This window comes from Roseibium sp. JB4-4 (genome assembly GCF_055693425.1).
Genome location: NZ_CM146333.1, coordinates 3,628,480 through 3,650,367 on the forward strand (window position 1 = coordinate 3,628,480; position 21,888 = coordinate 3,650,367).

Below are 21,888 nucleotides of genomic sequence, written 5' to 3' on the forward strand. Positions count from 1 at the left end.
CTAAGACTGGAGGAAGCAGCATGATGCGGCGTCCAATGAAGTCGACATGCAACGGGCCGACATTTTCACGCAAACTGCTTTTGGCGACAGCTACTTTCAGTTTGACGCTGGTTGGTGAGCCAAAAACAGTCCTGTCTCAAACCGTAGTGCCGCCAAGTTCCGGACCGTGTACCGTTTCAGGCACCAGCGCAACTTGTACCGGCGACGTTTCCAGCGGCATTGATGCCAATTCTCCTCTGACGTCTTTGACAGTTGAAAATGTCACCCAGGATATTGCGCCTGCTTCGGGTGTGGACGGCATCGAGTTTGAGAGTTCCGTTGCCCAAGACATCACAATCAACAGCGATACCGGATCGTTCTCAATTACGGCAACGGGCGGAGCGAACGGTATTGATGCCCGGCTCGGCACCTTCAGTGCCCGGGTCGATGGAGACATCAGCGTTACGTCCAATGGCAACGTTACCGGAGATCGGGATGGCATAAACACGGACCATTTCGGCGAGGGTACCCTCAGCGTTACGTCCACGGGCAACATCACGGCGGGCAGCGGGAACGGCATTGACGCCAGTCATGAAGGCGAGGGCGACAGCACCGTCACCTCGAAAGGCAACATTGATGCGGACAATGACGGCATCAACGCCTTCAACCGCAACAGTGGCAGTGTTTTTGTCACGTCCACCGGAAACATTAAGGCACGCACAGACATTGGCATTGATGCCTCGGCCGTTTCAGGCGATCAGGCAACGGTCACATCCAACGGAAACATTACGGCGGAAGACGAGGGCATCGAAGCCTCGGCAAGGCTTAATGTGACAGTGACCTCAACGGGGAACATTGTCTCAAACACGGAAGATGGTATCGAGGCTGAAACAAGTCAGCTTACGGGTACCACGGGGACAACCAGCGTGACCTCGGTCGGCAATATCACCGCTGAGGAAGATGGCATCACAGCGGAAGCTGAAAGGGGAACGGTCGTCGTCAATTCCACCGGCGACATTACGGCGTCGACGGGCCATGGGGTTCAGTCCATCATAGGTTCTTCGGGTTCGAGCACTGTCAACTTGAACAGTGGGACAGTTCAAGGGGGAACCGGTTCTGGCAGCGGGGTCTCGCTGGAAAGCGTGTCTGGTGTTTCAAGCACGCTCAACAACGCGGCGACACTTTCTGCGCAATCGGGCCTTGCCGTTTCCGGTCAGGATGGAGATGACACGGTCAACAATACCGGCACAATCACCGGCAATGTGACCCTTGGTGCGGGCACCAACAGCTTCAACAACCAGTCGGGAGGGACATTCAATTCCGGGTCGACAGTTACGCTGGGTTCGGGCAACACCCTGACCAATGCCGGTAACCTGTCGCCTGGTGGGGAATCGACCGTTGGTACGACCACTATCACCGGGAACCTTATTCAGACCAGCGCCGGTACCATGACAATAACAGTCGATACGACTGCAGGTTCTGCGGATCGTCTCAATGTGTCTGGCACGGCGACGCTCGATGGGTCGATTTCGCCGCATATCATAAACCAATCGAGAGACTCTGTTTCCGTGACGATACTGTCTGCGACCGGTGGAACAACCAATTCCGGCGTCAGTCTTGCCGAAGTCAGTCCGGCATATCAGGCAGGCCTTTCATTTCCGAACGCCAACGATGTCGTGCTGACCACTTCAATCGATTTTTCGGCTGGAGCCGGCAACGCAAATCAGCGCAGCATCGGAGACCGACTGAATGCTGCCTTCGATGCGGGACAAGGCGGCCTGCAACCTATCCTGAGTGCCCTTTTGGATAACGTCTCCAGTACCAGTGCTTATGAGGACGCGCTCGACCAGCTTTCGGCGGAAGTTTTTCTCAGCACCCAAACGGCTTCTCTTTTTGCTGCAAACAACTTTTCAAACCTCTTGTTTTCCTGCGACGTGGCAGGAGAGGGTTTGAGCGCCATCAACCAGGGCCAGTGCGTCTGGGTCCAGCCCCGGGGCCGATTGACCCGGCAAGGCAATGATGGCCAGTCAATCGGCTATGACGAATATGCGGGCGGCATTGCCGGTGGTGCCCAGGTGTCCTTTGCCCCAGGCTGGTTCGCAGGAGTTGGGCTTGGATACGAAAGTGCCTCACTGAGCACAGATTCCGATGCGGACAGCACCGGCAATCGCTTCAGCGCCGGTGTTTCGGTTAAGTACCAAAACGGACCGCTTCTGTTGTCGACCGCAATAAGCGGCGGAATTGACGATTATGATACGGATCGTGCGGTCAACTTTGGTGGGTTAAACCTGGTCGCAACGTCCGGGCACAGGGTTGCTCACGTCGCTGGTCGCGTACGAGCTGCCTATCTGTTTGAACGCGGTAACTGGTTCGCCAAGCCGCAGCTCGACATCAACGTTACTCATCTCAATCGTGGCAGTGTGACGGAAAGTGGTGGAGGTGCGGCCAACCTGAGTGTCTCCGGCAGTTCCGACACCTACTATTCCATCACGCCTTCCGTGGAGTTGGGGAATGAGATCAACCTATCTAATGGAGGCGTTCTAAGGCCCTTTGTACGTGCCGGTGTAAGCTTCTATCCAGATGATGACAGCAGCTTGTCTGCCGATTTTCTGAGTGCTCCGACGGGCGTTGGCTCTTTTACGAATTCGTCTGATTTCGGGAATGTCTTTGCCGACGTTTCCATAGGCGCCACAGCCCTGTTTGAAAACGGCGCTGCCTTGAAACTCTCCTATGAAGGCGCACTATCCTCGGACACACAGCAACACGGATTCTTGCTCAAGGGCAGCCTAGCTTTCTAGGTCTTCGTGCTCGAATACGACACCCTCCTGACCAAGGGGTCGTGCATGAACGCATTGGTTCTGGTTAGCCCTCACGTGCGAGGATTATGCCAGGCCTGCAATGGCGCTGGCGAAGTCCTTGGCGGAGAAGGGTTCCAGGTCGGCGACACCTTCGCCAACACCGATGAAATGAACAGGCATGCCGTATTTTGCCGCAATGGCTACTAGTATTCCGCCGCGTGCCGTTCCGTCGAGCTTGGTCATGACAAGGCCTGTCACTCCTGCCACCTTGCTGAAGATTTCCACTTGATTGAGCGCGTTCTGGCCGGTGGTGGCGTCCAGAGTGAGCAAAACCGTGTGTGGCGCGTCCGGATCGTGTTTCTTGATGACGCGGATGACCTTTTCAAGTTCATCCATCAGTTCCGCCTTGTTCTGGAGGCGTCCTGCGGTGTCGATCAAAAGAACGTCGGCCTGCTTGTCTTTCGCTTCCTTCATGGCGTCAAAGGCCAGACCTGCGGCATCAGCGCCAGTGTCGCGGGCCACGACTTCAGCCCCTGTGCGCTGACCCCAGATTCTCAGCTGTTCAACAGCGGCCGCACGGAACGTATCTCCTGCGGCCAGAATGACTTTTTTGCCGCCCGCTCTCAATTGCTGTGACAGTTTGCCGATCGTGGTTGTCTTGCCGGTGCCATTGACACCAACCATCAGCACTACGTGAGGCGACTTTCCGGTTTCAAGGTCAAGCGGTCTGGCGACGGGTTCCAGCACCTTCTCCACTTCTTCAGAGAGGATGGCCCTGACTTCCTCAGGCGAAATTTCCTTGTTGTAACGTCCATCAGACAACCGGTCGGTGATTGCCATTGCGGTATCGACGCCAAGGTCCGCCTGGATCAGAATGTCTTCAAGTTCCTCCAGCATGGAGGCGTCCAACTTGCGCTTGGTGAAGATGGACGCAATGCCTTCCGTCAGCGAAGAGGACGAACGTGAAAGACCGCTTTTGAGACGATGGAACCAGGATTGCTTCGGTTCTTCCAATGGCACAGGTGGCTCGATCTCGGGATCGGAATCGGCATCAAGCGAAACATCCGTTGGAAGGAAGTCATGTATCGGCGGGGTTGATGATGGGATGGAGGACATTGTCCGCCCAAGGTTTTGAGCAGCATCCAGGGGCATGGGTTGCGGCGGCACATTCAGGGCCGCGACCGGCTGCACTTCCATCTCGACGTCAACAGTGGGATCGTCTTCGCTTATTGCATCGGAGACGGGTTCTTCGGCGGGCGTTTCCACCCGGGTTTCAGCCTGATCTTCAGCAGGCTCCTTGCCGCCAAACAGCCGTCCAAGAAATCCGCGCTTTTTCTCGCTCATGAAACCGCCTTACAACTGCTGTCGCTGCTTATGCCGCTTTGGAAAGGGCCTCGCCCAGTAGATGTCGACCGGTATGACCGATTATTCTGGTTTCGACAATCTCTCCCGCCGCGCCACCTGCCAGTTCCACCTGAGTGAATTGCTCAGTACGGCCAAGCCCTTCCTTTTCAACAAGGACCGGCCTGGTCTTGCCGACCTCGGCAGCCAGATGAGCGATCAGGGCATCAGCGCCCTTGGCGCGCAAGCGCGCGCCTCTTTCCTTGACAATATTGCGTGGCAATTGCGGCATGCGGGCCGCAGGTGTTCCAGGGCGTGGCGAAAACGGGAATACGTGAAGATGCGTCAAGCCGCATTCGTCGACGATCTTCAGGGAGTTTTCGAACATTTCGTCGGTTTCCGTCGGAAACCCGGCAATGATGTCAGCGCCAAAAACCACATCCGGCCGCATGCGCCGGACATCCTCACAGAAACGGATGGTGTCGGCGCGAAGGTGGCGCCGTTTCATCCGTTTTAGGATCATGTCGTCGCCCGCCTGCAATGAAAGATGAAAATGCGGCATCAAGCGTTCGTCTTCACCGATCACCCGCATCAGATCTTCGTCGGCTTCAATGCTGTCAATCGATGACAAGCGCAGACGCTTAAGGTCCGGCACCATTTTCAGGATCTTGGCGGTCAGCGTCCCAAGCTTCGGAGCGCCCGGCAGATCTGCGCCATAAGATGTGATATCGACACCGGTGAGGACGATTTCATTGTAACCGTTCGAGACAAGTCGCTTGATCTGATCGATTACCACGCCCATCGGCACGGAGCGCGAATTGCCGCGGCCATAGGGAATTATGCAAAACGTGCAACGGTGGTCGCATCCGTTCTGGACCTGAACAAAGGCGCGGGCACGGCCCGCAAGGCCGTCGATCAGGTGTCCGGCGGTTTCTTCGACACTCATGATGTCGTTGACGCGTACCCGTTCAGAGCTCGAAATACCGAACGCGGCAACATCTTGATAGGATTTGCGTTCCAGCTTTTCCGTATTTCCGAGAACCAGATCCACTTCTTCCATTTCGGAGAAGGTTTCGGTTTCGGTCTGTGCAGCGCACCCGGTTACAATCACACGCGCGTCCGGGTTGTCGCGCTTGGCCTTGCGAACCGCCTGCCGCGCCTGCCGTACAGCTTCGTTGGTGACAGCGCATGTGTTGATCAGAATCGCGTCTTTGAGGCCGGCGGCCTCCGCCTCGCGCTTCATCACTTCCGACTCGTAGGAATTGAGGCGGCAGCCAAATGTAACGACGTCAATGCTCATGAGGCAGCTTCAGCCTCCGTCGAGGTGTCGCCGGCTCCGGTCTTGCGCCAGGAAAGTGTTTCAAAGTCGACTTCGCCTTCGAATTCCACTTCAGTGAGCCCGGTCATGAGAACGTGATCGTCGCTCTCCCGCCATTCAATGCCGATCGGTCCTCCGGGGAGGTGAATGGTGGTTTTGCGGCCGGTTTTGCTATCGCGGGCGGCAGCAACACCGACAGCGCAGGCTGCGGTGCCGCATGCGAGCGTCAAGCCGACACCGCGTTCCCAGACCTTTACCCGGATCTGATCCTCATCAAATATGTGAGCCAGCGAGATATTGGCGCCTTCGGGAAAAATCGGATGGAGTTCGAGCAATGGGCCGAACCGCTCCAACTCGTACCCTTCAACATCGTCGACCCAGAAGATCGCATGCGGGTTGCCCATGCTGACAGCAGCCGGTGTGTGCAGGACCGGATCGTCGATCGGTCCGATCTGCAACTCAATCGCCCGGGTATCGGCAAATTCCTCGGCAAGTGGGATCTGGTCCCACTCAAGGCTTGGTTTCCCCATGTCGACTGTAACGGTGTGCGGGCCCTCGGCATCAAAGGCGTGCAGCAATCCGGCCGCGGTCTCGATTGTTACCAGGTCCTTGCCGGCTTCTTCCATAAGAAGGCGGCCAATGCAGCGTGTGGCGTTACCGCAGGCGGACACCTCGCCGCCGTTCTGGTTATGAATGCGCATGAATGCATCAACGCCAAATGATGACCGCTCAACGGTGATCATCTGATCGAACCCAATGCCGGTTTCCCGGTCGCCAAGACGTGCGACGACTTCCGGGGACAGGCGCAAGGGATCTACCCGTGCGTCCCAGACCACGAAATCGTTGCCAAGGCCATTCATCTTCAAAAAGGGTCTGGTTTCAGACGCCATACCGAGTGCACTTCAATGGTTTGAGTGGGGTTGCGCCTGACCTTTTCGTCAGGCAGTTGCCCTTATATGGCTGAAAACACCGGAAATTACCAGTGGCAGGGCTCTGGAAGCAGCTATGCATTCAGCCAGGTATCCGTACTGTATGTGGTGTCAAAGCTTCCGGGCGCTGAAGGTGTCACAGGCTTCAAGCTGGCCGGACTGAAAGCCCTCGCGGAACCAGCGCGCACGCTGTGCGGAAGTTCCATGGTTGAAGCTTTCAGGAACCACATAGCCCTGGGCCTGCCGTTGCAGGGTGTCGTCGCCAATGCGGCTTGCTGCGTTCAGCGCTTCCTCGATGTCCCCTTCTTCCACAAAGCCGCGCTGTTTGGCGGCAAAATGAGCCCAGATACCCGCGTAGCAGTCGGCCTGAAGTTCTACCCTCACCGACAAGGCATTGCCTTCCGCCTTGCTCAGGGTTTTGCGAACCTTGTGAAACTCAGGCAAAACACCCAGTACGTTCTGGATATGATGGCCGACTTCATGGGCCAGGACGTAGGCCTGTGCAAAGTCTCCAGGCGCATTCAGCTGATTGGCCAAGCGTTCATAGAAGGAAAGGTCGATATAAAGTTTGTCGTCCGCGCTACAATAAAACGGTCCGGTTGCAGCGCTTGCATATCCGCAGGCCGATGACACCGAACCCGAGAAAAGAACCAGGGTCGGTTCAGGATAGTGGCCCCCATGACCTTCAAATATCCGCCCCCAGGTATCCTCTGTGTCGGCAAGCACGACTGAAACGAATTGTGCAGTTTCGCCGTCGGCAGGCCTGCTTGGTGCCTGCCCCTGGTAAGACTGCGTTTCAAAGCTGCCGCCGCCATCCAGCTGCGACAGTAATGTGAGTGGATTGACGCCCATCAACCAGGCAATTCCGACGACCACAAGAATGCCGGTGATCCCCAATCCACCGCCGGCTCGCATCCGGCGTCCGCCGGTCGCTCTCACCCGCCGTCGCCCGCTCCGGCCACGTCTGTCATCTATGTTGCTACTGCCGCGTCGGCCTTTCCATCGCATGGCACGTCACACCTTGTCTGATCATCCGATCCCGATATACCAGATCGATCCGCTTCGTTGTCATGCATTAGTCCGAATGACAGCTTTTTCGATGGCCGGAAAGATGATCCACTCTAAAGTGGCGGTCAGATCGTCAACGCCTGCAACAGATAAATGGAAGTTCAATGACCCGGTCGGAGCCGCTTGATGGAACATATGACTATATCATCATTGGTGCCGGGACAGCCGGGTGTGTGCTTGCCAACCGTCTGAGTGAAGACCCGTCAGTGCGGGTTCTGCTTCTGGAAGCCGGCGGATCGGACAATTACCATTGGGTCCAGATCCCGGTCGGGTATCTATATTGCATCGGTAATCCACGCACCGACTGGATGATGAAGACAGCCGCCGAGCCCGGGCTGAACGGCCGCAGCCTCGTTTATCCGCGCGGCAAGGTTCTTGGTGGCTGCTCCTCGGTTAACGGCATGATCTACATGCGGGGTCAGGCAGCCGACTATGACCACTGGCGGCAGCTCGGGAATGTCGGTTGGTCCTGGGAAGACGTTCTGCCCTATTTTCTGAAATCGGAGGATCATCATGCTGGCTCCACCGGGCTGCATGGGTCGGGCGGTGAATGGAAGGTTTCCAAACAGCGGGTCAGTTGGGACATTCTGCATGCCGTGCAAACAGGTGCTCGGGAATTTGGTATCGAACCACGCAGCGATTTCAACGACGGTAACAACGAGGGAAGTGGCTTCTTTGAAGTGAATCAGAAAAACGGCGTGCGGTGGAACACTGCGCGCGGGTTTTTGAAGCCGGCTTTGAAGCGACCCAACCTGAGGCTGATCACTCATGCCGAAACACAGAACCTTGTGCTTGATGGCAAGCGGGTCCGGGGTGTTCGGTTTCAGCACAAGGGACGTTCACTTACCGCTCTGGCGGAGCGCGAGGTTCTCCTTGCAGCCGGTGCGATCAACTCACCTAAAATCATGGAGCTTTCCGGAATCGGGTCCGGACAGATCTTGAAACACCAGGGGATTGATGTCCTTCACGAGCAGGCTGGCATTGGTGAAAACCTTCAGGATCACCTCCAGATCCGGACGGTCTACAAGGTCAAGAACGTCAAAACCTTGAATGCGCTTGCAAACAGCCTGTTCGGCAAGGCAAAAATCGCGTTGCAATACGCACTCACACAATCGGGGCCGATGTCCATGGCGCCCAGCCAGTTCGGCATGTTCACGAAGTCGGATCCGGCGCTGGAGACACCAGATCTTGAGTATCACGTGCAACCGCTTTCCACGGACAAACTGGGTGATCCCCTCCATCCTTTCCCGGCAATCACGATGTCGGTCTGCAATCTCAGACCTGAAAGCGTCGGCTCCGTGCATATCAGGAGCGGCGAGCTTACCGCCCAGCCTGACATCCGGCTCAACTATCTTTCGAGCGAAAGAGACAAGGACGTTGCCTTGAAATCAGTGCGTCAGGCGCGGCAGATTATGACTGCCAAGGCACTGGCGACCTACCAGCCTCAAGAAATTCTCCCCGGTCCGGAGGTTGCCGATGATGCAACGCTCCTTCAAAAGATAGGCGATATCGGGACGACAATTTTTCACCCGGTGGGAACCTGCCGGATGGGGGGTGACGAGGCGAGCGTGGTCGATCCTCAGCTGCGGGTGCGCGGGCTAGATGGATTGCGAGTCGTCGACGCGTCCATCATGCCGAAAATCGTCTCAGGCAATACTGCCTCGCCTGTGATCATGATCGCGGAAAAAGCGGCTGATATGATCCGTTCTAGAGACAATCGACACGCCTGAGCCTAAAGAGTGCCTAGAAGGTGGCTATCGTGGCTTGTCGTTCCCAGCAGTGTCCGAGGGAGCCATATACTTTTCTCGTTCAGATGCCATTGCTTTCTGCCAGTCTGCTTTCAGCAAATCCATACGCTGCGGGATCTTGTCCTGCAATACATTCGCGGCGCTGATCCTCTCTGTTCTGAAGTACCGGAATGCCGACCTGAGCTCGCACCAGGCGGCAATGATCCGGCCGGCGTCCCGATAACCGAGAAACAACGGCCAGATGGTACGTTCGGATGCTGTGCCCTTGTCATCGCGATAGGAGATCCAGATCTTGTTGCGATTGCGGATCGCCGCACGGATTCTGGACGAGTCCAGACCTTCTTGAGGTGGTTCGACGGGCGCGACATTCGTCGAGGGCATGTCAAAGAAAGTTTCGGAACCTGATGGCGCTATTGCTTCAAGTTTGGATATGAGATTGACCGCAGCATTTGCCAGTTCGGGCTCTCCCCGCGTTGCGACCCATTGAGCTCCCAGAACAGCGGCTTCAATCTCGTCCGGGGTCAGCATAAGAGGCGGCATGTGAAACCCGGGTTCGAGCACATAACCGATCCCGACTTCTCCACGGATCGGAACATTTTGCGCCATCAACGCAGCAATATCGCGGTAGACGGTTCTTTTCGAGACCTCGAGCTGTTCCCCGATGGCCTCTGCAGAGATGGGGTGCCGTGACCGCCTGAGCACTTCGATCAATTCGAACAAACGGTCCCCGCGCCTCATCGCGCCTTCCTCTCAGACAAATGCTTACATGCTGCCATGATGCTGACAATACGTTGGCAGCAGCGGGATGTTAAGCCTTGTCACCTCTTCCCCGTTACAAGGAAATCGCTATGGAAATCAAAGGAAGCTGTTGTTGTGGTGCTGTTCAGTTCGTCATTGATGACCGCCCGAGCATGATGGGCAAATGCCACTGCTCAAGGTGCCGCAAACTGGGGACTTCGACCATGGTGTTCGTAAAACGTGGGCAGTTCAGACTTGTCAGCGGCGAGGACGAAATTCAATCGGTCGAGCCGCAGCCGCCTTATAAGTACGTGCGGTCATATTGTCGTTCCTGCGGGACATCTTTGGGAGAGCCACTTTCCGCGGATGATACGTTTCCAATCAACGCGCATTGCCTTGAGGATGACCCGGGCATTCGCATTTCGTTTCACGAATTCGTTGCCGAAAAACCGGACTGGGCGCCGGGGCCTGAAGAAGAAAAAGCTTAGTGCCTCTTGCGCCGGCCCCTTGAAGGACCGGATTGCTTCCATCAGACAACCAGTTCGCCCCGATCCATGGCCGCGAGAGTGTGCTCAAGCCCATTTTCAATATGCTGTGTCAGCAGGGATTTTGCCTTTTCGGCATCCCGGGCAATCGCGGCTTCAAACATGTCGCGGTGTTCCTGAACTGCCGCTTCGCCGCGATTTGTCAGGACGATCATCTGATAACGCAGGTACTTGTCATAAAGTGTGGAATGCAGGGCAAGAAGGTTTTTGGAATTGCAGGCCTGGATCATGGCGAGGTGGAATTCCCAGTCGTATCTCTTCCAGATCTCTTTTTTCGAGGCGTCACCGCCAAGCATCTTCTGTTCCATGAGATTCAGCTTGTGATGGGCGGAGACCAGGTTGCCTTCCCAATCGGTATCGCCGTTTTCAAGCGATAATTCCAGGGCGTGGCATTCAAGCAATACACGCAGATGAGCGATTTCCTTCAGATCGATCACGGAGATCGGTTTCACCAGAAATCCGCGCTGAGGCGGGGCTTCGACGAAACCTTCGCTGGCAAGCCGGTTGAGCGTTTCGCGCAGAGTTGACAGACTTGTCTTGTAAACCGCCTTCAACGCATCGAGTTTGAGCTTCGCACCCGGCTTCAAAGCGCCGAAAATGATGTCTCGCTTGATACGCTGATACGTGGTTGATCCGACAGTGTTTGCCGTTTCACTCATCACATTTCACCCTGAACCTCCGAATTGTCAGGCATTTACCACTTGTTTCGCCTGTCTTCAATTTCAATTAAAATCATGCAAAAATAAAAATATCAGATATTATTGCCAAGTCGATAGCTTTTGTCATAAGCTTTGCCCCAAGCAAGCAGAGACCTTGCGCCGAATGCGGAATTGGGGAGGTAAAATGAACCGCAACGTCCGGTTGGCGATTGCAGGATTTGGACTGGTTGGTCGACGGCATTGTGACGCCATTGCAGCAACGTCGGGCGTTGACCTTGTCGCTGTGGTCGAACCGGGAGAAGTGGGTCAAAGGGCTGCCGCAGAACAGGGTCTACCCTGTTTCAACGACATAGAAGAGTTTTTTGCGCGCAGTCATGCTGATGGCATGATCCTGGCCACCCCCAACAGCCTGCATGTGCCCCTGGCCATGACCTGTATTGACTACGGTTGTCCCGTCCTTGTCGAAAAGCCGATCGCGACGACTTCAGATGATGCCCGCGTGCTTGTGCAACACGCGACCAAAAAACTGTTCCGCTCCTGGTGGGACATCACAGACGACACAATCCGCTAATCCAAAGAGCTAAAACAACAATAGAAACAGGTGATCTGGGCCAGATTCGCGCCGTTCAGGCGACGTGCTGGTTTTATAAGCCGGATCACTATTTCGAAACAGCGGAGTGGCGAAAGAAAAACGGTGCCGGCCCCATCGCCGTCAACCTCGTGCATGACATTGACCTCATCAGGTATCTGTGCGGCGAAATCCGCACAGTGCGTGCTGTCGCCAGTCCCTCTGCACGAGGTTTTGAAAATGAAGACGTCGCAAGTGCCTTGTTGGAACTTGAGAACGGCGCAATTGGCACTGTCTCGGTATCAGACGGTATCGTCGCGCCCTGGAGTTGGGAACTGACGTCCCGCGAATACCCGATTTACCCGCCGACCTCGGAAAGCAGTTACCTTATCGGCGGGTCCAGAGGGTCGTTGTCCATTCCCGACCTTCGGCTCTGGCATTACCCGGGAAGTGACCCCGATTGGTGGGCGCCGTTATCGGCAACAGCCTTAACCCGCGAAGCCACCGACCCCTTGGTGAACCAGATCAAGAACTTCGTGGACGTCATTGTGCACGATGCCGAGCCATTGGTTGCGGGAGAGGAAGGTTTGAAGTCTCTGCAAGTTATTGAAGCCATTCAATTCTCTGCAGAAAGAGATGAAACCGTGACGCTGAAAACCGATCGCGTGAGCGTCGACCTGGCAAGTTAAAAATATCAGATATTATTCAAAAAATATTGAATAATTTGGAAAACCAAGCAAGATCCTTGGTGCTGAAAGACGAAGCAATCGTCTCAGGGAGGAAGAGATGACTTTGAAATACACCAGACGAGCCGTTGTTGCGGCATCACTTGCCGTCGGACTGATGGCAGGAGCTATGGGAAGCAGTGCCGCGTCCGATCGCATTACGCTGCGCCTTGCGACAGCCGGTTCTGAAACCGACCAGCGGTCAGTGGCGATGGCAGAAGTCTTTGCACCGATGGTCAAGGACTTTGTAGACTACCAGCCGGGGTACAATGCGACCCTGTTCGCGCAAGGTACTGAACTGGAAGCGATCAGCCGCGGCAATCTTGAGATGTCGATTGCCTCCGCGCAGGAGCTGGCACAGTTTTTTCCGGAGTTCTCGATCTTCGCAACGGGGTATGTGCATCAGGATGCCGAACATCAGGTGCGTGTCTTCAACGACCCTCTGATGGATCCGTTCAAAAAGAAGGTCGAGGATGAACTTGGCGTCAAACTGCTCTCCGTGATGTATCTGGGCCGTCGGCACGTGAACCTGCGTCAGACCAAGGACGAGCTCACCGTCAAAACACCTGCCGACTTGGCCGGTGTGAACTTGCGTATGCCCGGTACGGATGCCTGGCAGTTCCTCGGATCGGCGCTTGGCGCGTCACCAACGCCCATGTCGTTCGCCGAAGTCTATACGGCTCTGTCAACAGGAGCTGTCGATGGTCAGGACAATCCGTTGCCGACCGTTGTGGATGCAAAGTTCTACGAAGTCACCAATCAGATAGTCCTGACTTCGCATCTGGTCGATTTGAATTATATCGCCTTCTCAAAGGCTGTCTGGGACAGCCTGACACCGGAACAGCAGGAAATGGTTCAAAAAGCAGCCGATGCAGCCGCGGAAAGCGGCCGCAAGAAGCAGCTTGAACTGGAAGACAGCCTGGCCAGTTTCATCACCGAGCAGGGAGTTGAAATCTATGAGCCGGACCTGGCTGCATTCCGCGACCATGTCCAGGCTCAGTATGTCGGTAGCGAGTTTGCCGCAAGTTGGCCGGAAGGTGTGCTGGAAAAAATCAACGCACTCGGAAACTGAGCGCAGAAGCGTTTGAACCAATTGGGGGACAGCGGTGCGGCAGTTAACCAGATTGTTCACCCATGGCACCGAGTTCATCGCCGCCACAATGCTGGCGGCGATGTTCCTGACTTTTCTTTTGCAGATCTTTTCCCGCTACGTGCTGCATGCACCCTTCGGATGGACCCTTGAACTCTGTCTAATTCTCTGGGTCTGGATTGTTTTTTTCGGGAACGCCTTTCTTGTTCGTGAACGAGATCACGTGACATTCGACATCTTGTACCTCGCGGCTCCGGCCAGGTTCAGGCGAATACTGGCCCTGATCTCCGCAGCCGCCATCGTTATCGGTCTTGCCTGGTCGTTCCTGCCGACCTGGGACTACATCGACTGGATGAAAATCCGAAAGACGACGACAGTCAGAAATCCGTTCACAGGGGACAAGATCCCGATGCGGACGATCTTCTCGATTTATGCGCTGTTCATGATCGTGGTCACGGCCAGATATGCCTGGCGGTTCGTCGATGTTCTTCGCTTTGGACCGCCGGACGACGATCACGAACTGCCGGGCCATGATCATGACCTTCCTGCGATACAGGAAGGGGATGAAGCCGTATGACGCTCGAACTTGCCCTTTGTCTCCTGACGCTGTTTTTTCTGGCGGGCATCGGGACACCGATCGGCTACGCGATCATTCTTGCTTCGACCGTTTATCTGACCGTTGGAGGGCTGGATATCGCTCTGACCGGTGAGAAGATAGTTCAAGGTCTTTACAAGAGTTTTGTGCTTCTCGCCGTGCCGCTGTTCATCGTCGCAGCCAACATCATGAATGCGGGCACGATTTCGGAGCGATTGCTGAATTTTTGCGTGGCCGCGGTCGGTCGCTTTCGCGGCGGGCTGGGGCATGTCAACGTCGTGGCCTCGCTTATTTTTTCCGGAATGTCGGGATCAGCCGTCGCAGACGCTGCGGGTATCGGAAAAATCATCATCGAGATGATGACCAAGGAAGGCCGCTACAGCCGGGGATACGCGGCCGCCATCACGGCAGCTTCCGCAACAATCGGGCCTATCATCCCGCCGTCCATCCCGATGGTGCTTTATGCGCTTGTCTCAAATGCGTCAATAGGCGCCCTGTTTCTGGCGGGCATATTGCCGGGCCTTGTGATGGGTGCCGTCCTGATGGGAATGAATTCCTACCTGTCGGCCAAAAGAGGTTTTGCACTTGAAAAGCCGGTTCCGTTGCGCGAATTGCCTCGCCGCACGGCCAACGCTTTTCCTGCGCTGCTCATGCCGGCCATATTGCTCTACGGTATCTATGGAGGCGTTACCACGCCAACTGAAGCTGCTGCTGTGGCGGCCTTTTATGCGCTTTTGCTGGCTGCTCTTTTTTACCGCGCGCTCACGGTGCACTCGCTCTACCGCATTTTTGTCGAGAGTGCGCGCTCCTCAGCGGCTGTCGGCATCGTCATCGGCGGGGCGCTGATCCTGAACTTCATCGTTGTTTCGGAAAACATTCCCGGCATGATGTCGGATTTTCTGACGGGCGTTGACGTTCATCCGCTTGTATTCCTGCTTTTGGTCAATCTGCTGGTGCTCTTGCTCGGATGCGTGCTGGATGCGACGACCATCATTCTCGTGATCGTTCCGCTGTTCATTCCGACTTGCAAGGCACTGGGCATAGATCTGGTGCATTTTGGCGTGTTGGTCGTTGTGAATTCCATGATCGGCCTGATCACGCCGCCTTACGGCATTCTGCTTTTTGTCATCAACGCAGTGACCGGTATTCCTCTTCGAGAAATCATCAGCGAAATCTGGCCGTTTCTCGGCGTTCTGGTGCTTGCGTTGCTGCTGCTGATCGTCTTCCCGGAGATTGTTTTATTCCTGCCGCGTTTGTTCGGGTACGTGGGATGAGAGCCGGGCTGGTCGGATCCGGTATCGGCCCGTCTTTGACCCCTGACCTGCATGAGAGCGAAGGGAAAGCGCAGAATATCGACTACCGTTATGAGCGGTTCGACACCTCGTCCGGCCGCTGGAACGGTGCGCCTTTGTCCGAGATCTTGGACTATGCCGAGAAACACGAGTTTGTCGGGCTGAACATTACCCATCCCTTTAAGGTTCATGTCTGCCAGTTGATCGACCGGCTTGAAGGGGCCGCCGCGCATATCGAAGCCGTCAACACAGTCGTGTTCCGGGATGGGCGCCGAATTGGCCATTCCACCGACTATTCCGGTTTCAGAGAGGCTGTCAGGCACAGTTCGCTTCCCTTGTCCGGTCAGAAGATTGCGCAATTTGGTGCAGGAGGAGCTGGAGCTGCAACCGCACTGGCCCTGGTCGATGAGAAAGTTTCGGCGCTTCTGCTCGTCGATACGGACAGAGAACGCGCCGACTATCTTGCCGCTCAATTGACAAGAGTGCGACCAGAAGCTGAAATTGGCGCTGCAACTCCGGAAGGTATTGATTTCAAAGATTTCGGCGGCGTCGTGAATGCGACGCCGTTTGGCATGCATACTTATCCCGGGCAGCCTTTCGACTTGCCTGCGTTCAATCCCTCAGCCTGGGTTGCCGACATCGTTTACCGCCCCTTGGAGACCGAACTTGTTTGCGCCGCGCGCGAGGCAGGGCCGTCAGGTCCTCAATGGAGGTGCAATGGCACTCAACCAGGCCATTCACGCCTTCAAGCTCCTGACGGACCGCCAACCGGACACTTCGAGAATGAAATCGGTATTTGCCTCATTGCTGGCCCAACAGGACTTGGAGGCAGACGCATGAGGGAACGCGGCGAAACCTGCAGCAATCTGTGCTCCGAGTGCGTTCTCGTGATTTCTGCGCGGCGGGTCGGGAGGTTCATTCCTTTCGGCGCCTGGCCTTCTTGATCGAAGATATTTTGACGCCGTCGAGGCTCTGTCGTCCGGGGGTTTTGAAATCTTGCCAATACCCGAAAACTATTATGCTGACCTCGCGGCAAGGTTCGATTTTCCAGAAGGCCTGTTGGACAAGCTGCAGGCAGCGAACATCCTCTATGACGAGGAAGACGGCGCATCGTTTTTTCAGTTCTATTCGCGCCAGACTGCCGGTGAACTGTTTATCGAAATCGTGCAACGTGATGCAGCCTATTCGGGTTTCGGCGCACCAAACGCACTGGCCCGCATTGCCGCCCAAAAACGGGCCGGGCTCGCCAAAGGCATACCTGCTGCATAGAATTTGCCGGTTGCAGGGCGCCCTTTAAAATCGCTCCTTGAGAGTCGCGACGGCGTCTGCAAGGAGCGCAAGGTCGACGCCGACGGCCGTGAATGCGGTGCCCTGTGACATGTAGTTTCCGGCAGCATCGGGATCGAGGGTCAAAATACCGTAAGGAACGCTCATTGCCTTAAGGCGCTCGAAAGCGTTTTTGATAGCGGATTGAACGTCGGGATGGTTCATCTGACCGGGAATGCCCATGCTTGCACTCAGATCGGCAGGGCCGATGAAGACAGCATCGACACCATCGGTCTCGGCAATGGCTTCCAGATTGTCCAGCGCAGTTTGCGTTTCGAGTTGCACGATCAGGCAAAGTTCTTCTTCTGCGATAGTATAGTAGTCATCCACTTTGCCGTAGCGTGTGGCGCGGGTCATGCCGGCCATGCCGCGAATGCCGCGCGGCGCATAACGCATTGCACTTACAGCTGCCGCGGCCTCTTCTGCTGTCTGCACATAAGGGACCATAAGTGTCTGCGCTCCGAAATCGAGCAGCCGTTTGAAGAGCACAGGATCGTTGGCGGCAGGTCGGACGACGGCGCTCGTGGTCGGGTCGCCGGCAATTGCCTGTAGGGCGGGCAGAACATCCAGCGTTTCAACGGGAGAATGCTCGCAATCGATCAGGACCCAGTCAAATCCCGCACCTCCGAGAAGTTCGGGAACTGCATTGCCGCCGATTGTATTCCAGATGCCAAGTTGGTGTTTCCTTGCGCGCAATGCGGCCTTGAAAAGGTTTTTCGGATTTTTCATTTCAATTCAACCTGTTGCGCATGAGGAAAAGAGATAAACTGTCTGAAGTTAAGCCCATATTTCACCGTCTGACCAGACATGTGTGGGGCGTTGACCATAGACAATTCTGGAGCAAGGTTTTTAATCCCGGCATGGCGTCTGCAAACATACTTGCTCTTGGCGAGCCCTTGATCGAGATGGTCCGACTGGCGGACCCGATTGATGGGTGCCCGGTCTATCGGCAGAGTGTTGGAGGAGATACGCTGAATGCTCTCGTGGCAGCCGCGCGTCAGGGAGGGTCGACCGGCTATCTTTCCGCGGTCGGCGGCGATCCCTTCGGCAAAGACATCCTGGCGCTCTGTGACCATGAAGGCATAAACAGATCCACCATCCTTGTGCGGCCTGAGGATCCAACCGGCGTCAACTTTATCCATCCCCACCCGGAAGGCCGGCGGTTCTTCTACGCAAGACGCGGTTCGGCTGCGAGCCACTATTCTGTTTCCGACTTGCCCCAGGCCGCTATCGCAGACGCAAAAATTCTCCATGTTTCGGCTGTTAGCCTTGCCATTAGCCAGGAGATGCGTCAGGCCGTCTTTCAGGCTGCCAAGCTGGCAAAGACCGCTGAAACGCTTGTGTCTTTTGATCTGAACCTGAGGCTCAATCTATGGGCTCTCGACACAGCCCGGCAGACAATCGAAGCGTTTCTGCCCCTGGCCGATATTGTCTTGCCGTCAGATGATGAGGCGAACAGTCTTCTGGGCCCTGGCGATCCAAGTTCTCACATTGCCCATTTTCAGCGTTACGGCGCAAGATACGTACTTTTCAAGCGTGGCCGTCGAGGGGCCGTTCTGGCGTCGCCAGCAGGCCGGACTGAGATCAGCGCGCCACAGGTGGACGCCGTCGATTCCACCGGGGCGGGCGACAGTTTTGCCGGAGCCTTTCTGGCTTATCTTCTGGAAACCGGAAACGAAACGGAAGCTGCGAGACGGGCCGCGATCGTCGCAGCCGGAACAGTGAGCGGCTATGGTGCGATTGAAGCTATTCCGGACCGGGAAACAGTTCTGAAGACCGTCAGTTGATTTATCGCGACAATCTTCACTTACCCGCAAGATCGAGAGATACGTTCAGCTTGTTTCCATCCAGATCCCGGACATAAGCCCCGTAATTGTCCGGGTGATAGTGGCGTGGTCCCGGTGCACCCTCATCCGTTCCGCCATTGTTGAGTGCGGCTGCATGGAACGCATTTACGCCTTGGGCATCCGGCGCATAAAACATGATCTGTGTTCCATTGCCGAAGGTCGCGGGCTGTCCGTTAAAGGGGCGAACGACAAATACTGTGGTCCGGCCATCGCTGCCGGCGTAACCCAGTTCATGCGGCTCATCCAGGACACGCCGCATGCCGAGTGTTGCCAGCACCTTGTCGTAAAACGTACCCGCGGCTTCGATGTCATTGGTTCCGATACAGACGCCAGAGAGCATTTTTTTGTATCCGGGATTTGGGTAAGTCGCGTTCTCAAGTCATGCTGCCTGACTGTGGTAAACACAATGAAGAAATGGACTTATGGAAAATTGGTGACCCCGACAGGATTCGAACCTGTGACCCTCAGATTAGGAATCTGATGCTCTATCCTGCTGAGCTACGGGGCCTTTAATAGGGTCGCTTAGCATGATTTTGGATGGTTGGCGAGAGCGTTGGACGTGCGGTATTTCAAGTCTGGTGTTTTGGACGATGTCAGTGCGGGTCTGGTCTCGTGTGGTCGCTTTTTGTCATGCCTGTCTTGGACTTGCCTTATTCGCCCCTTAGCAGGAACCGCAGTCGTGACCGCTTTCTCACTGTCTCCGGTCGTGCAGCCATGAGCAAATGCGAGTAGTGGCAAGGACGGGGGCAATCTGTTCGTTTTAGAGAAAGAGGTTCATTTCAGGTCGGAGGTGAGGGCGGTCTGTGTCCAGCTTTAGGGAAAGTGCCGCGTTTCTGAGGGAATGCCACCTTCGTGCCAGAGTTCGAGCCGGAATTTGGGCCGCTGTTGCAGCCTCTGCAATGTTGCTATCGTCCGCCGCTGCCTCTGCTGAGAACTCTTTGTATGAAAGACAGGCTGCGGCGCAGCCCTGTTTTGCCGGGTCGAGTTCTTCCATTCCTGTCAGATATGACGCTCAGGACGGGCATTTTCACGCCAAATCGGGTGTGCGCTTTTTTGCCAGTGAGCTTCGCTTTGGAAGCGGTATGTCCACTGCTGAAGACCGAGCCCCATTCGCCTCAATCGGGCAGCGCGAAGATTTGGAAGCGGTCCCGCTTGGCCCTGCCAATCGCTGGGGTCTGGTTCCGGCCTGGATCGTACGGTCCGGCGCGCACGGGGTCTCCCTTCTTCAAGCAGAATTGCTTGGTAAGGGTGACGCCTTTTTTGCGCCTCAGCACTCAAACGGCCTTTGTGCGGAAGCGCTGAGAGGATTGGAGCGCGACGCCCGCAGGTCGGAAGTCGGCCTTTGGCAGGCAAATGCTCCGCAGGTCGTGTTTTCAACCAAGGCACCAAAGACGTTCGAGGGCATGAGCGGACATTACGTAATTGCGCGCGGCCGTGTTGTTTCCCTTGGAAAAACCCGCACAACCCGCTATCTGAATTTCGGAAATTACTGGAAAACGGATTTCACAGCCACGTTGAAGGCCTCGGATGAGGAAGCCTTCAACGCAACGCTTGCCCAAACGGGCTGGGACGTGGAGGCGCTCAAAGGCCGTGTCGTTGAACTGCGCGGCACACTGCAGGAAAAGGACGGGCCGCATATTGCACTCCATCTCCCGGAGCAATTGGTGGTATTGGAGCCTGTCCCGCTCAATTGAACGGTGGCGTCGAGATTGGAAGATGAACGATTTGGCTTGTGCTGTTGCGGTTGAGGGCGTCTGTATGAGCCGGACAAAAAAGGTCAGTAAGTGACGGCCAGAATAGTGACAAGTATTGCACGCTCTGCATGGTTTGGAGCGAAGGCAAAGACCGGGCTCCGGTCTGACCGAGGTTGGCTGCGTGCCCTTCGGGCGGGGTGTCTTGCGCTCGTTGTCGCGTCTTGTCAGTTCCTTGGCGATGGTCCGAACGTCAGCACCGTTGCCCCTGGAACACTCAGGCCAAACCTGTCAGCCGATATCGGTGCCAAGGAACATCCGCGTGTCGTCGCGACCTATGGCGGTGTCTATAATGACGCAGGGGCCGAGCGTGCTGTGGCGAGCGTTGTTGGCCGACTTGTCGCCGCTTCGGATGATCCGTCCCAGAGCTACAAGATCACCATCCTGAATTCACCGGCGATCAACGCCTTTGCTCTTCCAGGCGGATACCTCTATGTGACGCGCGGCCTTCTGGCCCTAGCCAATGACACGTCTGAGGTCGCTGCGGTTCTTGCGCATGAAATGGCGCATGTGACAGCGAACCACGCCATCAAACGGCAGCAGAGAGCGGAGGCCAAACAGCTTGCCAACCGGATCCTGAACGACGTGGTGCAAGATTCAGAGGAAGCCCGCAAAGCGATCATTTCCTCTCAACTGTCGTTTGCCCGCTTCAGCCAGGTGCAGGAACTGGAAGCCGACGCAATCGGCGTCAAAACGCTCGCGAAAGCCGGTTTCGATCCCTATGCGGCGGCGCGTTTCCTGCGCTCAATGGCAGCCTTTGCCCGCTATCAATCCGCTGACAGGTCTGCGTCTTCCGCGCCCGATTTTCTGTCGTCTCACCCTTCAACACCTGAGCGGTTGCAGATTGCGGTGCGCGCGGCAAGGCAGATCGGTGCTCCGGGAATTGGCGAGCGTGACCGCGATCGGTATCTCGGCCAAATCAATGGCATGCTTTTCGGTGATGATCCTCTGGAAGGGTTCGTGCGCGGACGCTCATTCCTGCACAAGGCCCTCGGCATCGGTTTCACCGTACCGCAGGGCTATATTCTTGAAAATTCTCCCGAAGCCGTGTTGGCCAGCAACGGGTCGGGAACAGCGATCCGCTTCGACGGCGCGGATGTCAGCGGGTATTCCAGCCTGGTGGACTATATGAAGTCCGGTTGGATCAATGGGCTGCTTCCCGAAAGCGTTCGGGAGACCACGATCAACGGTCTGCCCGGTGTCACCGGCGCTGCAATTACGCAGGGCTGGTCTTTCCGGATAGCTGTTTTGCGTATCGGGCGTACGGGCTACCGGTTCATATTCGCCAGCAGATCGCCCAATCAGGCGTTTGATGAAGATTTCCGTGCCACTATCGACAGCTTCAAGCAACTGACACCAACAGAGCGGGCGCGTCTGCGTTCATTGCGGATCAAGGTTGTGAAGTCTCAACCCGGAGACACACCGCGCAAGCTTGCGATCGGCATGAGCGGGGTCGAGCCGTCCAGGCGGCTTGAGTTCTTCTCCATTTTGAACGATCTCAGCCCCAACAAAGCGATACCAGCCGGCACTGCCGTTAAGTTGGTGGTCGACTAAAGAAAGAGCCGGGCAGT

21 protein-coding genes and 1 tRNA gene are annotated in these 21,888 nt (G+C 56.0%); 13 read left to right on the forward strand and 9 right to left on the reverse strand.

What is annotated here, in order from left to right; genetic code table 11:
• The first annotated feature begins 20 nt into the window (after nt 1-20).
• Nucleotides 21-2,777, forward strand: coding sequence for an autotransporter outer membrane beta-barrel domain-containing protein (locus tag ACZ1HV_RS17100; protein WP_472715816.1), 2,757 nt, complete (start codon nt 21-23; stop codon nt 2,775-2,777).
• 84 nt (nt 2,778-2,861) lie between these two features.
• Here the strand turns inward: ACZ1HV_RS17100 and ftsY are convergent, their stop codons facing one another.
• The 4 genes from ftsY to ypfJ form a co-directional block, all read right to left on the reverse strand.
• On the reverse strand, nt 2,862-4,121 hold the full coding sequence (gene ftsY / locus ACZ1HV_RS17105) for a signal recognition particle-docking protein FtsY (protein WP_472715817.1): 1,260 nt from the start codon (nt 4,119-4,121) through the stop codon (nt 2,862-2,864).
• Between the two features lie 28 nt (nt 4,122-4,149).
• Nucleotides 4,150-5,418: a tRNA (N(6)-L-threonylcarbamoyladenosine(37)-C(2))-methylthiotransferase MtaB gene (gene mtaB, locus ACZ1HV_RS17110; RefSeq protein WP_298985214.1), complete on the reverse strand. Its 1,269-nt coding sequence runs from the start codon at nt 5,416-5,418 to the stop codon at nt 4,150-4,152.
• Nucleotides 5,415-6,326, reverse strand: coding sequence for a diaminopimelate epimerase (gene dapF, locus ACZ1HV_RS17115; RefSeq protein ID WP_298985215.1), 912 nt, complete (start codon nt 6,324-6,326; stop codon nt 5,415-5,417). The genes mtaB and dapF overlap by 4 nt, the downstream gene beginning before the upstream one ends.
• A 150-nt stretch (nt 6,327-6,476) precedes the next feature.
• The gene (gene ypfJ, locus ACZ1HV_RS17120) at nt 6,477-7,373 is read right to left on the reverse strand and encodes a KPN_02809 family neutral zinc metallopeptidase (protein WP_298822729.1); all 897 of its coding nucleotides are present in this window, start codon (nt 7,371-7,373) and stop codon (nt 6,477-6,479) included.
• Between the two features lie 164 nt (nt 7,374-7,537).
• On the opposite strand from ypfJ, the gene ACZ1HV_RS17125 reads away from it, so the two are divergent.
• Nucleotides 7,538-9,163 (forward strand): GMC family oxidoreductase, encoded by a 1,626-nt coding sequence (locus ACZ1HV_RS17125; protein WP_472715818.1) that lies wholly within the window; start codon nt 7,538-7,540, stop codon nt 9,161-9,163.
• Nucleotides 9,164-9,187: 24 nt separating this feature from the next.
• Here ACZ1HV_RS17125 and ACZ1HV_RS17130 read toward each other — a convergent pair whose 3' ends face one another.
• Entirely contained in the window at nt 9,188-9,919 is a 732-nt protein-coding gene (locus tag ACZ1HV_RS17130; protein WP_472715819.1) for a helix-turn-helix transcriptional regulator, read from the reverse strand.
• 110 nt (nt 9,920-10,029) lie between these two features.
• Between ACZ1HV_RS17130 and ACZ1HV_RS17135 the strand changes: the two genes are divergently transcribed.
• Nucleotides 10,030-10,407, forward strand: a complete 378-nt coding sequence (locus tag ACZ1HV_RS17135) for a GFA family protein (RefSeq protein WP_472715820.1) — start codon at nt 10,030-10,032, stop codon at nt 10,405-10,407.
• A 41-nt stretch (nt 10,408-10,448) separates the two neighbouring features.
• Here ACZ1HV_RS17135 and ACZ1HV_RS17140 read toward each other — a convergent pair whose 3' ends face one another.
• Complete coding sequence (locus tag ACZ1HV_RS17140; protein ID WP_298985221.1) at nt 10,449-11,123, reverse strand: GntR family transcriptional regulator; 675 nt, start codon at nt 11,121-11,123, stop codon at nt 10,449-10,451.
• Between the two features lie 184 nt (nt 11,124-11,307).
• On the opposite strand from ACZ1HV_RS17140, the gene ACZ1HV_RS17145 reads away from it, so the two are divergent.
• From ACZ1HV_RS17145 to ACZ1HV_RS17175, 7 genes are all read left to right on the forward strand, one after another.
• On the forward strand, nt 11,308-11,694 hold the full coding sequence (locus tag ACZ1HV_RS17145; RefSeq protein ID WP_472715821.1) for a Gfo/Idh/MocA family protein: 387 nt from the start codon (nt 11,308-11,310) through the stop codon (nt 11,692-11,694).
• The gene (locus ACZ1HV_RS17150; protein ID WP_472715822.1) at nt 11,664-12,380 is read left to right on the forward strand and encodes a Gfo/Idh/MocA family protein; all 717 of its coding nucleotides are present in this window, start codon (nt 11,664-11,666) and stop codon (nt 12,378-12,380) included. Before ACZ1HV_RS17145 ends, ACZ1HV_RS17150 begins: the two co-directional genes overlap by 31 nt.
• A gap of 97 nt (nt 12,381-12,477) precedes the next feature.
• Complete coding sequence (locus tag ACZ1HV_RS17155) at nt 12,478-13,488, forward strand: sialic acid TRAP transporter substrate-binding protein SiaP (protein WP_472715823.1); 1,011 nt, start codon at nt 12,478-12,480, stop codon at nt 13,486-13,488.
• Nucleotides 13,489-13,522: 34 nt separating this feature from the next.
• Nucleotides 13,523-14,083 (forward strand): TRAP transporter small permease, encoded by a 561-nt coding sequence (locus ACZ1HV_RS17160; RefSeq protein WP_298822722.1) that lies wholly within the window; start codon nt 13,523-13,525, stop codon nt 14,081-14,083.
• Nucleotides 14,080-15,375, forward strand: a complete 1,296-nt coding sequence (locus ACZ1HV_RS17165) for a TRAP transporter large permease (RefSeq protein ID WP_298963892.1) — start codon at nt 14,080-14,082, stop codon at nt 15,373-15,375. The genes ACZ1HV_RS17160 and ACZ1HV_RS17165 overlap by 4 nt, the downstream gene beginning before the upstream one ends.
• Entirely contained in the window at nt 15,372-16,337 is a 966-nt protein-coding gene (locus tag ACZ1HV_RS17170; protein WP_472715824.1) for a shikimate dehydrogenase, read from the forward strand. The genes ACZ1HV_RS17165 and ACZ1HV_RS17170 overlap by 4 nt, the downstream gene beginning before the upstream one ends.
• Before the next feature lie 52 nt (nt 16,338-16,389).
• Nucleotides 16,390-16,662, forward strand: a complete 273-nt coding sequence (locus ACZ1HV_RS17175) for a hypothetical protein (protein WP_472715825.1) — start codon at nt 16,390-16,392, stop codon at nt 16,660-16,662.
• Nucleotides 16,663-16,686: 24 nt separating this feature from the next.
• Here ACZ1HV_RS17175 and ACZ1HV_RS17180 read toward each other — a convergent pair whose 3' ends face one another.
• On the reverse strand, nt 16,687-17,448 hold the full coding sequence (locus ACZ1HV_RS17180) for an HpcH/HpaI aldolase family protein (protein WP_472715826.1): 762 nt from the start codon (nt 17,446-17,448) through the stop codon (nt 16,687-16,689).
• Between the two features lie 131 nt (nt 17,449-17,579).
• Between ACZ1HV_RS17180 and ACZ1HV_RS17185 the strand changes: the two genes are divergently transcribed.
• Nucleotides 17,580-18,506, forward strand: coding sequence for a sugar kinase (locus tag ACZ1HV_RS17185; RefSeq protein ID WP_472715827.1), 927 nt, complete (start codon nt 17,580-17,582; stop codon nt 18,504-18,506).
• 16 nt (nt 18,507-18,522) lie between these two features.
• Here ACZ1HV_RS17185 and ACZ1HV_RS17190 read toward each other — a convergent pair whose 3' ends face one another.
• The gene (locus tag ACZ1HV_RS17190; protein ID WP_472715828.1) at nt 18,523-18,906 is read right to left on the reverse strand and encodes a VOC family protein; all 384 of its coding nucleotides are present in this window, start codon (nt 18,904-18,906) and stop codon (nt 18,523-18,525) included.
• A gap of 91 nt (nt 18,907-18,997) precedes the next feature.
• Nucleotides 18,998-19,074 (reverse strand) — tRNA-Arg (locus tag ACZ1HV_RS17195).
• Between the two features lie 574 nt (nt 19,075-19,648).
• Between ACZ1HV_RS17195 and ACZ1HV_RS17200 the strand changes: the two genes are divergently transcribed.
• Nucleotides 19,649-20,260: a hypothetical protein gene (locus ACZ1HV_RS17200; protein WP_472715829.1), complete on the forward strand. Its 612-nt coding sequence runs from the start codon at nt 19,649-19,651 to the stop codon at nt 20,258-20,260.
• 105 nt (nt 20,261-20,365) lie between these two features.
• Complete coding sequence (locus tag ACZ1HV_RS17205; protein ID WP_298817506.1) at nt 20,366-21,871, forward strand: M48 family metalloprotease; 1,506 nt, start codon at nt 20,366-20,368, stop codon at nt 21,869-21,871.
• The last annotated feature ends 17 nt before the right edge of the window (nt 21,872-21,888 follow it).

Coding starts and splice junctions, on each gene's coding strand:
- ACZ1HV_RS17100 (WP_472715816.1), top strand. CDS start 21: ATGATGCGGCGTCCAATGAAGTCGACATGCAACGGGCCGACATTTTCA.
- ftsY (WP_472715817.1), bottom strand. CDS start 4,121: ATGAGCGAGAAAAAGCGCGGATTTCTTGGACGGCTGTTTGGCGGCAAG.
- mtaB (WP_298985214.1), bottom strand. CDS start 5,418: ATGAGCATTGACGTCGTTACATTTGGCTGCCGCCTCAATTCCTACGAG.
- dapF (WP_298985215.1), bottom strand. CDS start 6,326: ATGGCGTCTGAAACCAGACCCTTTTTGAAGATGAATGGCCTTGGCAAC.
- ypfJ (WP_298822729.1), bottom strand. CDS start 7,373: ATGCGATGGAAAGGCCGACGCGGCAGTAGCAACATAGATGACAGACGT.
- ACZ1HV_RS17125 (WP_472715818.1), top strand. CDS start 7,538: ATGACCCGGTCGGAGCCGCTTGATGGAACATATGACTATATCATCATT.
- ACZ1HV_RS17130 (WP_472715819.1), bottom strand. CDS start 9,919: ATGAGGCGCGGGGACCGTTTGTTCGAATTGATCGAAGTGCTCAGGCGG.
- ACZ1HV_RS17135 (WP_472715820.1), top strand. CDS start 10,030: ATGGAAATCAAAGGAAGCTGTTGTTGTGGTGCTGTTCAGTTCGTCATT.
- ACZ1HV_RS17140 (WP_298985221.1), bottom strand. CDS start 11,123: ATGAGTGAAACGGCAAACACTGTCGGATCAACCACGTATCAGCGTATC.
- ACZ1HV_RS17145 (WP_472715821.1), top strand. CDS start 11,308: ATGAACCGCAACGTCCGGTTGGCGATTGCAGGATTTGGACTGGTTGGT.
- ACZ1HV_RS17155 (WP_472715823.1), top strand. CDS start 12,478: ATGACTTTGAAATACACCAGACGAGCCGTTGTTGCGGCATCACTTGCC.
- ACZ1HV_RS17165 (WP_298963892.1), top strand. CDS start 14,080: ATGACGCTCGAACTTGCCCTTTGTCTCCTGACGCTGTTTTTTCTGGCG.
- ACZ1HV_RS17170 (WP_472715824.1), top strand. CDS start 15,372: ATGAGAGCCGGGCTGGTCGGATCCGGTATCGGCCCGTCTTTGACCCCT.
- ACZ1HV_RS17180 (WP_472715826.1), bottom strand. CDS start 17,448: ATGAAAAATCCGAAAAACCTTTTCAAGGCCGCATTGCGCGCAAGGAAA.
- ACZ1HV_RS17185 (WP_472715827.1), top strand. CDS start 17,580: ATGGCGTCTGCAAACATACTTGCTCTTGGCGAGCCCTTGATCGAGATG.
- ACZ1HV_RS17190 (WP_472715828.1), bottom strand. CDS start 18,906: ATGCTCTCTGGCGTCTGTATCGGAACCAATGACATCGAAGCCGCGGGT.
- ACZ1HV_RS17200 (WP_472715829.1), top strand. CDS start 19,649: ATGTCCACTGCTGAAGACCGAGCCCCATTCGCCTCAATCGGGCAGCGC.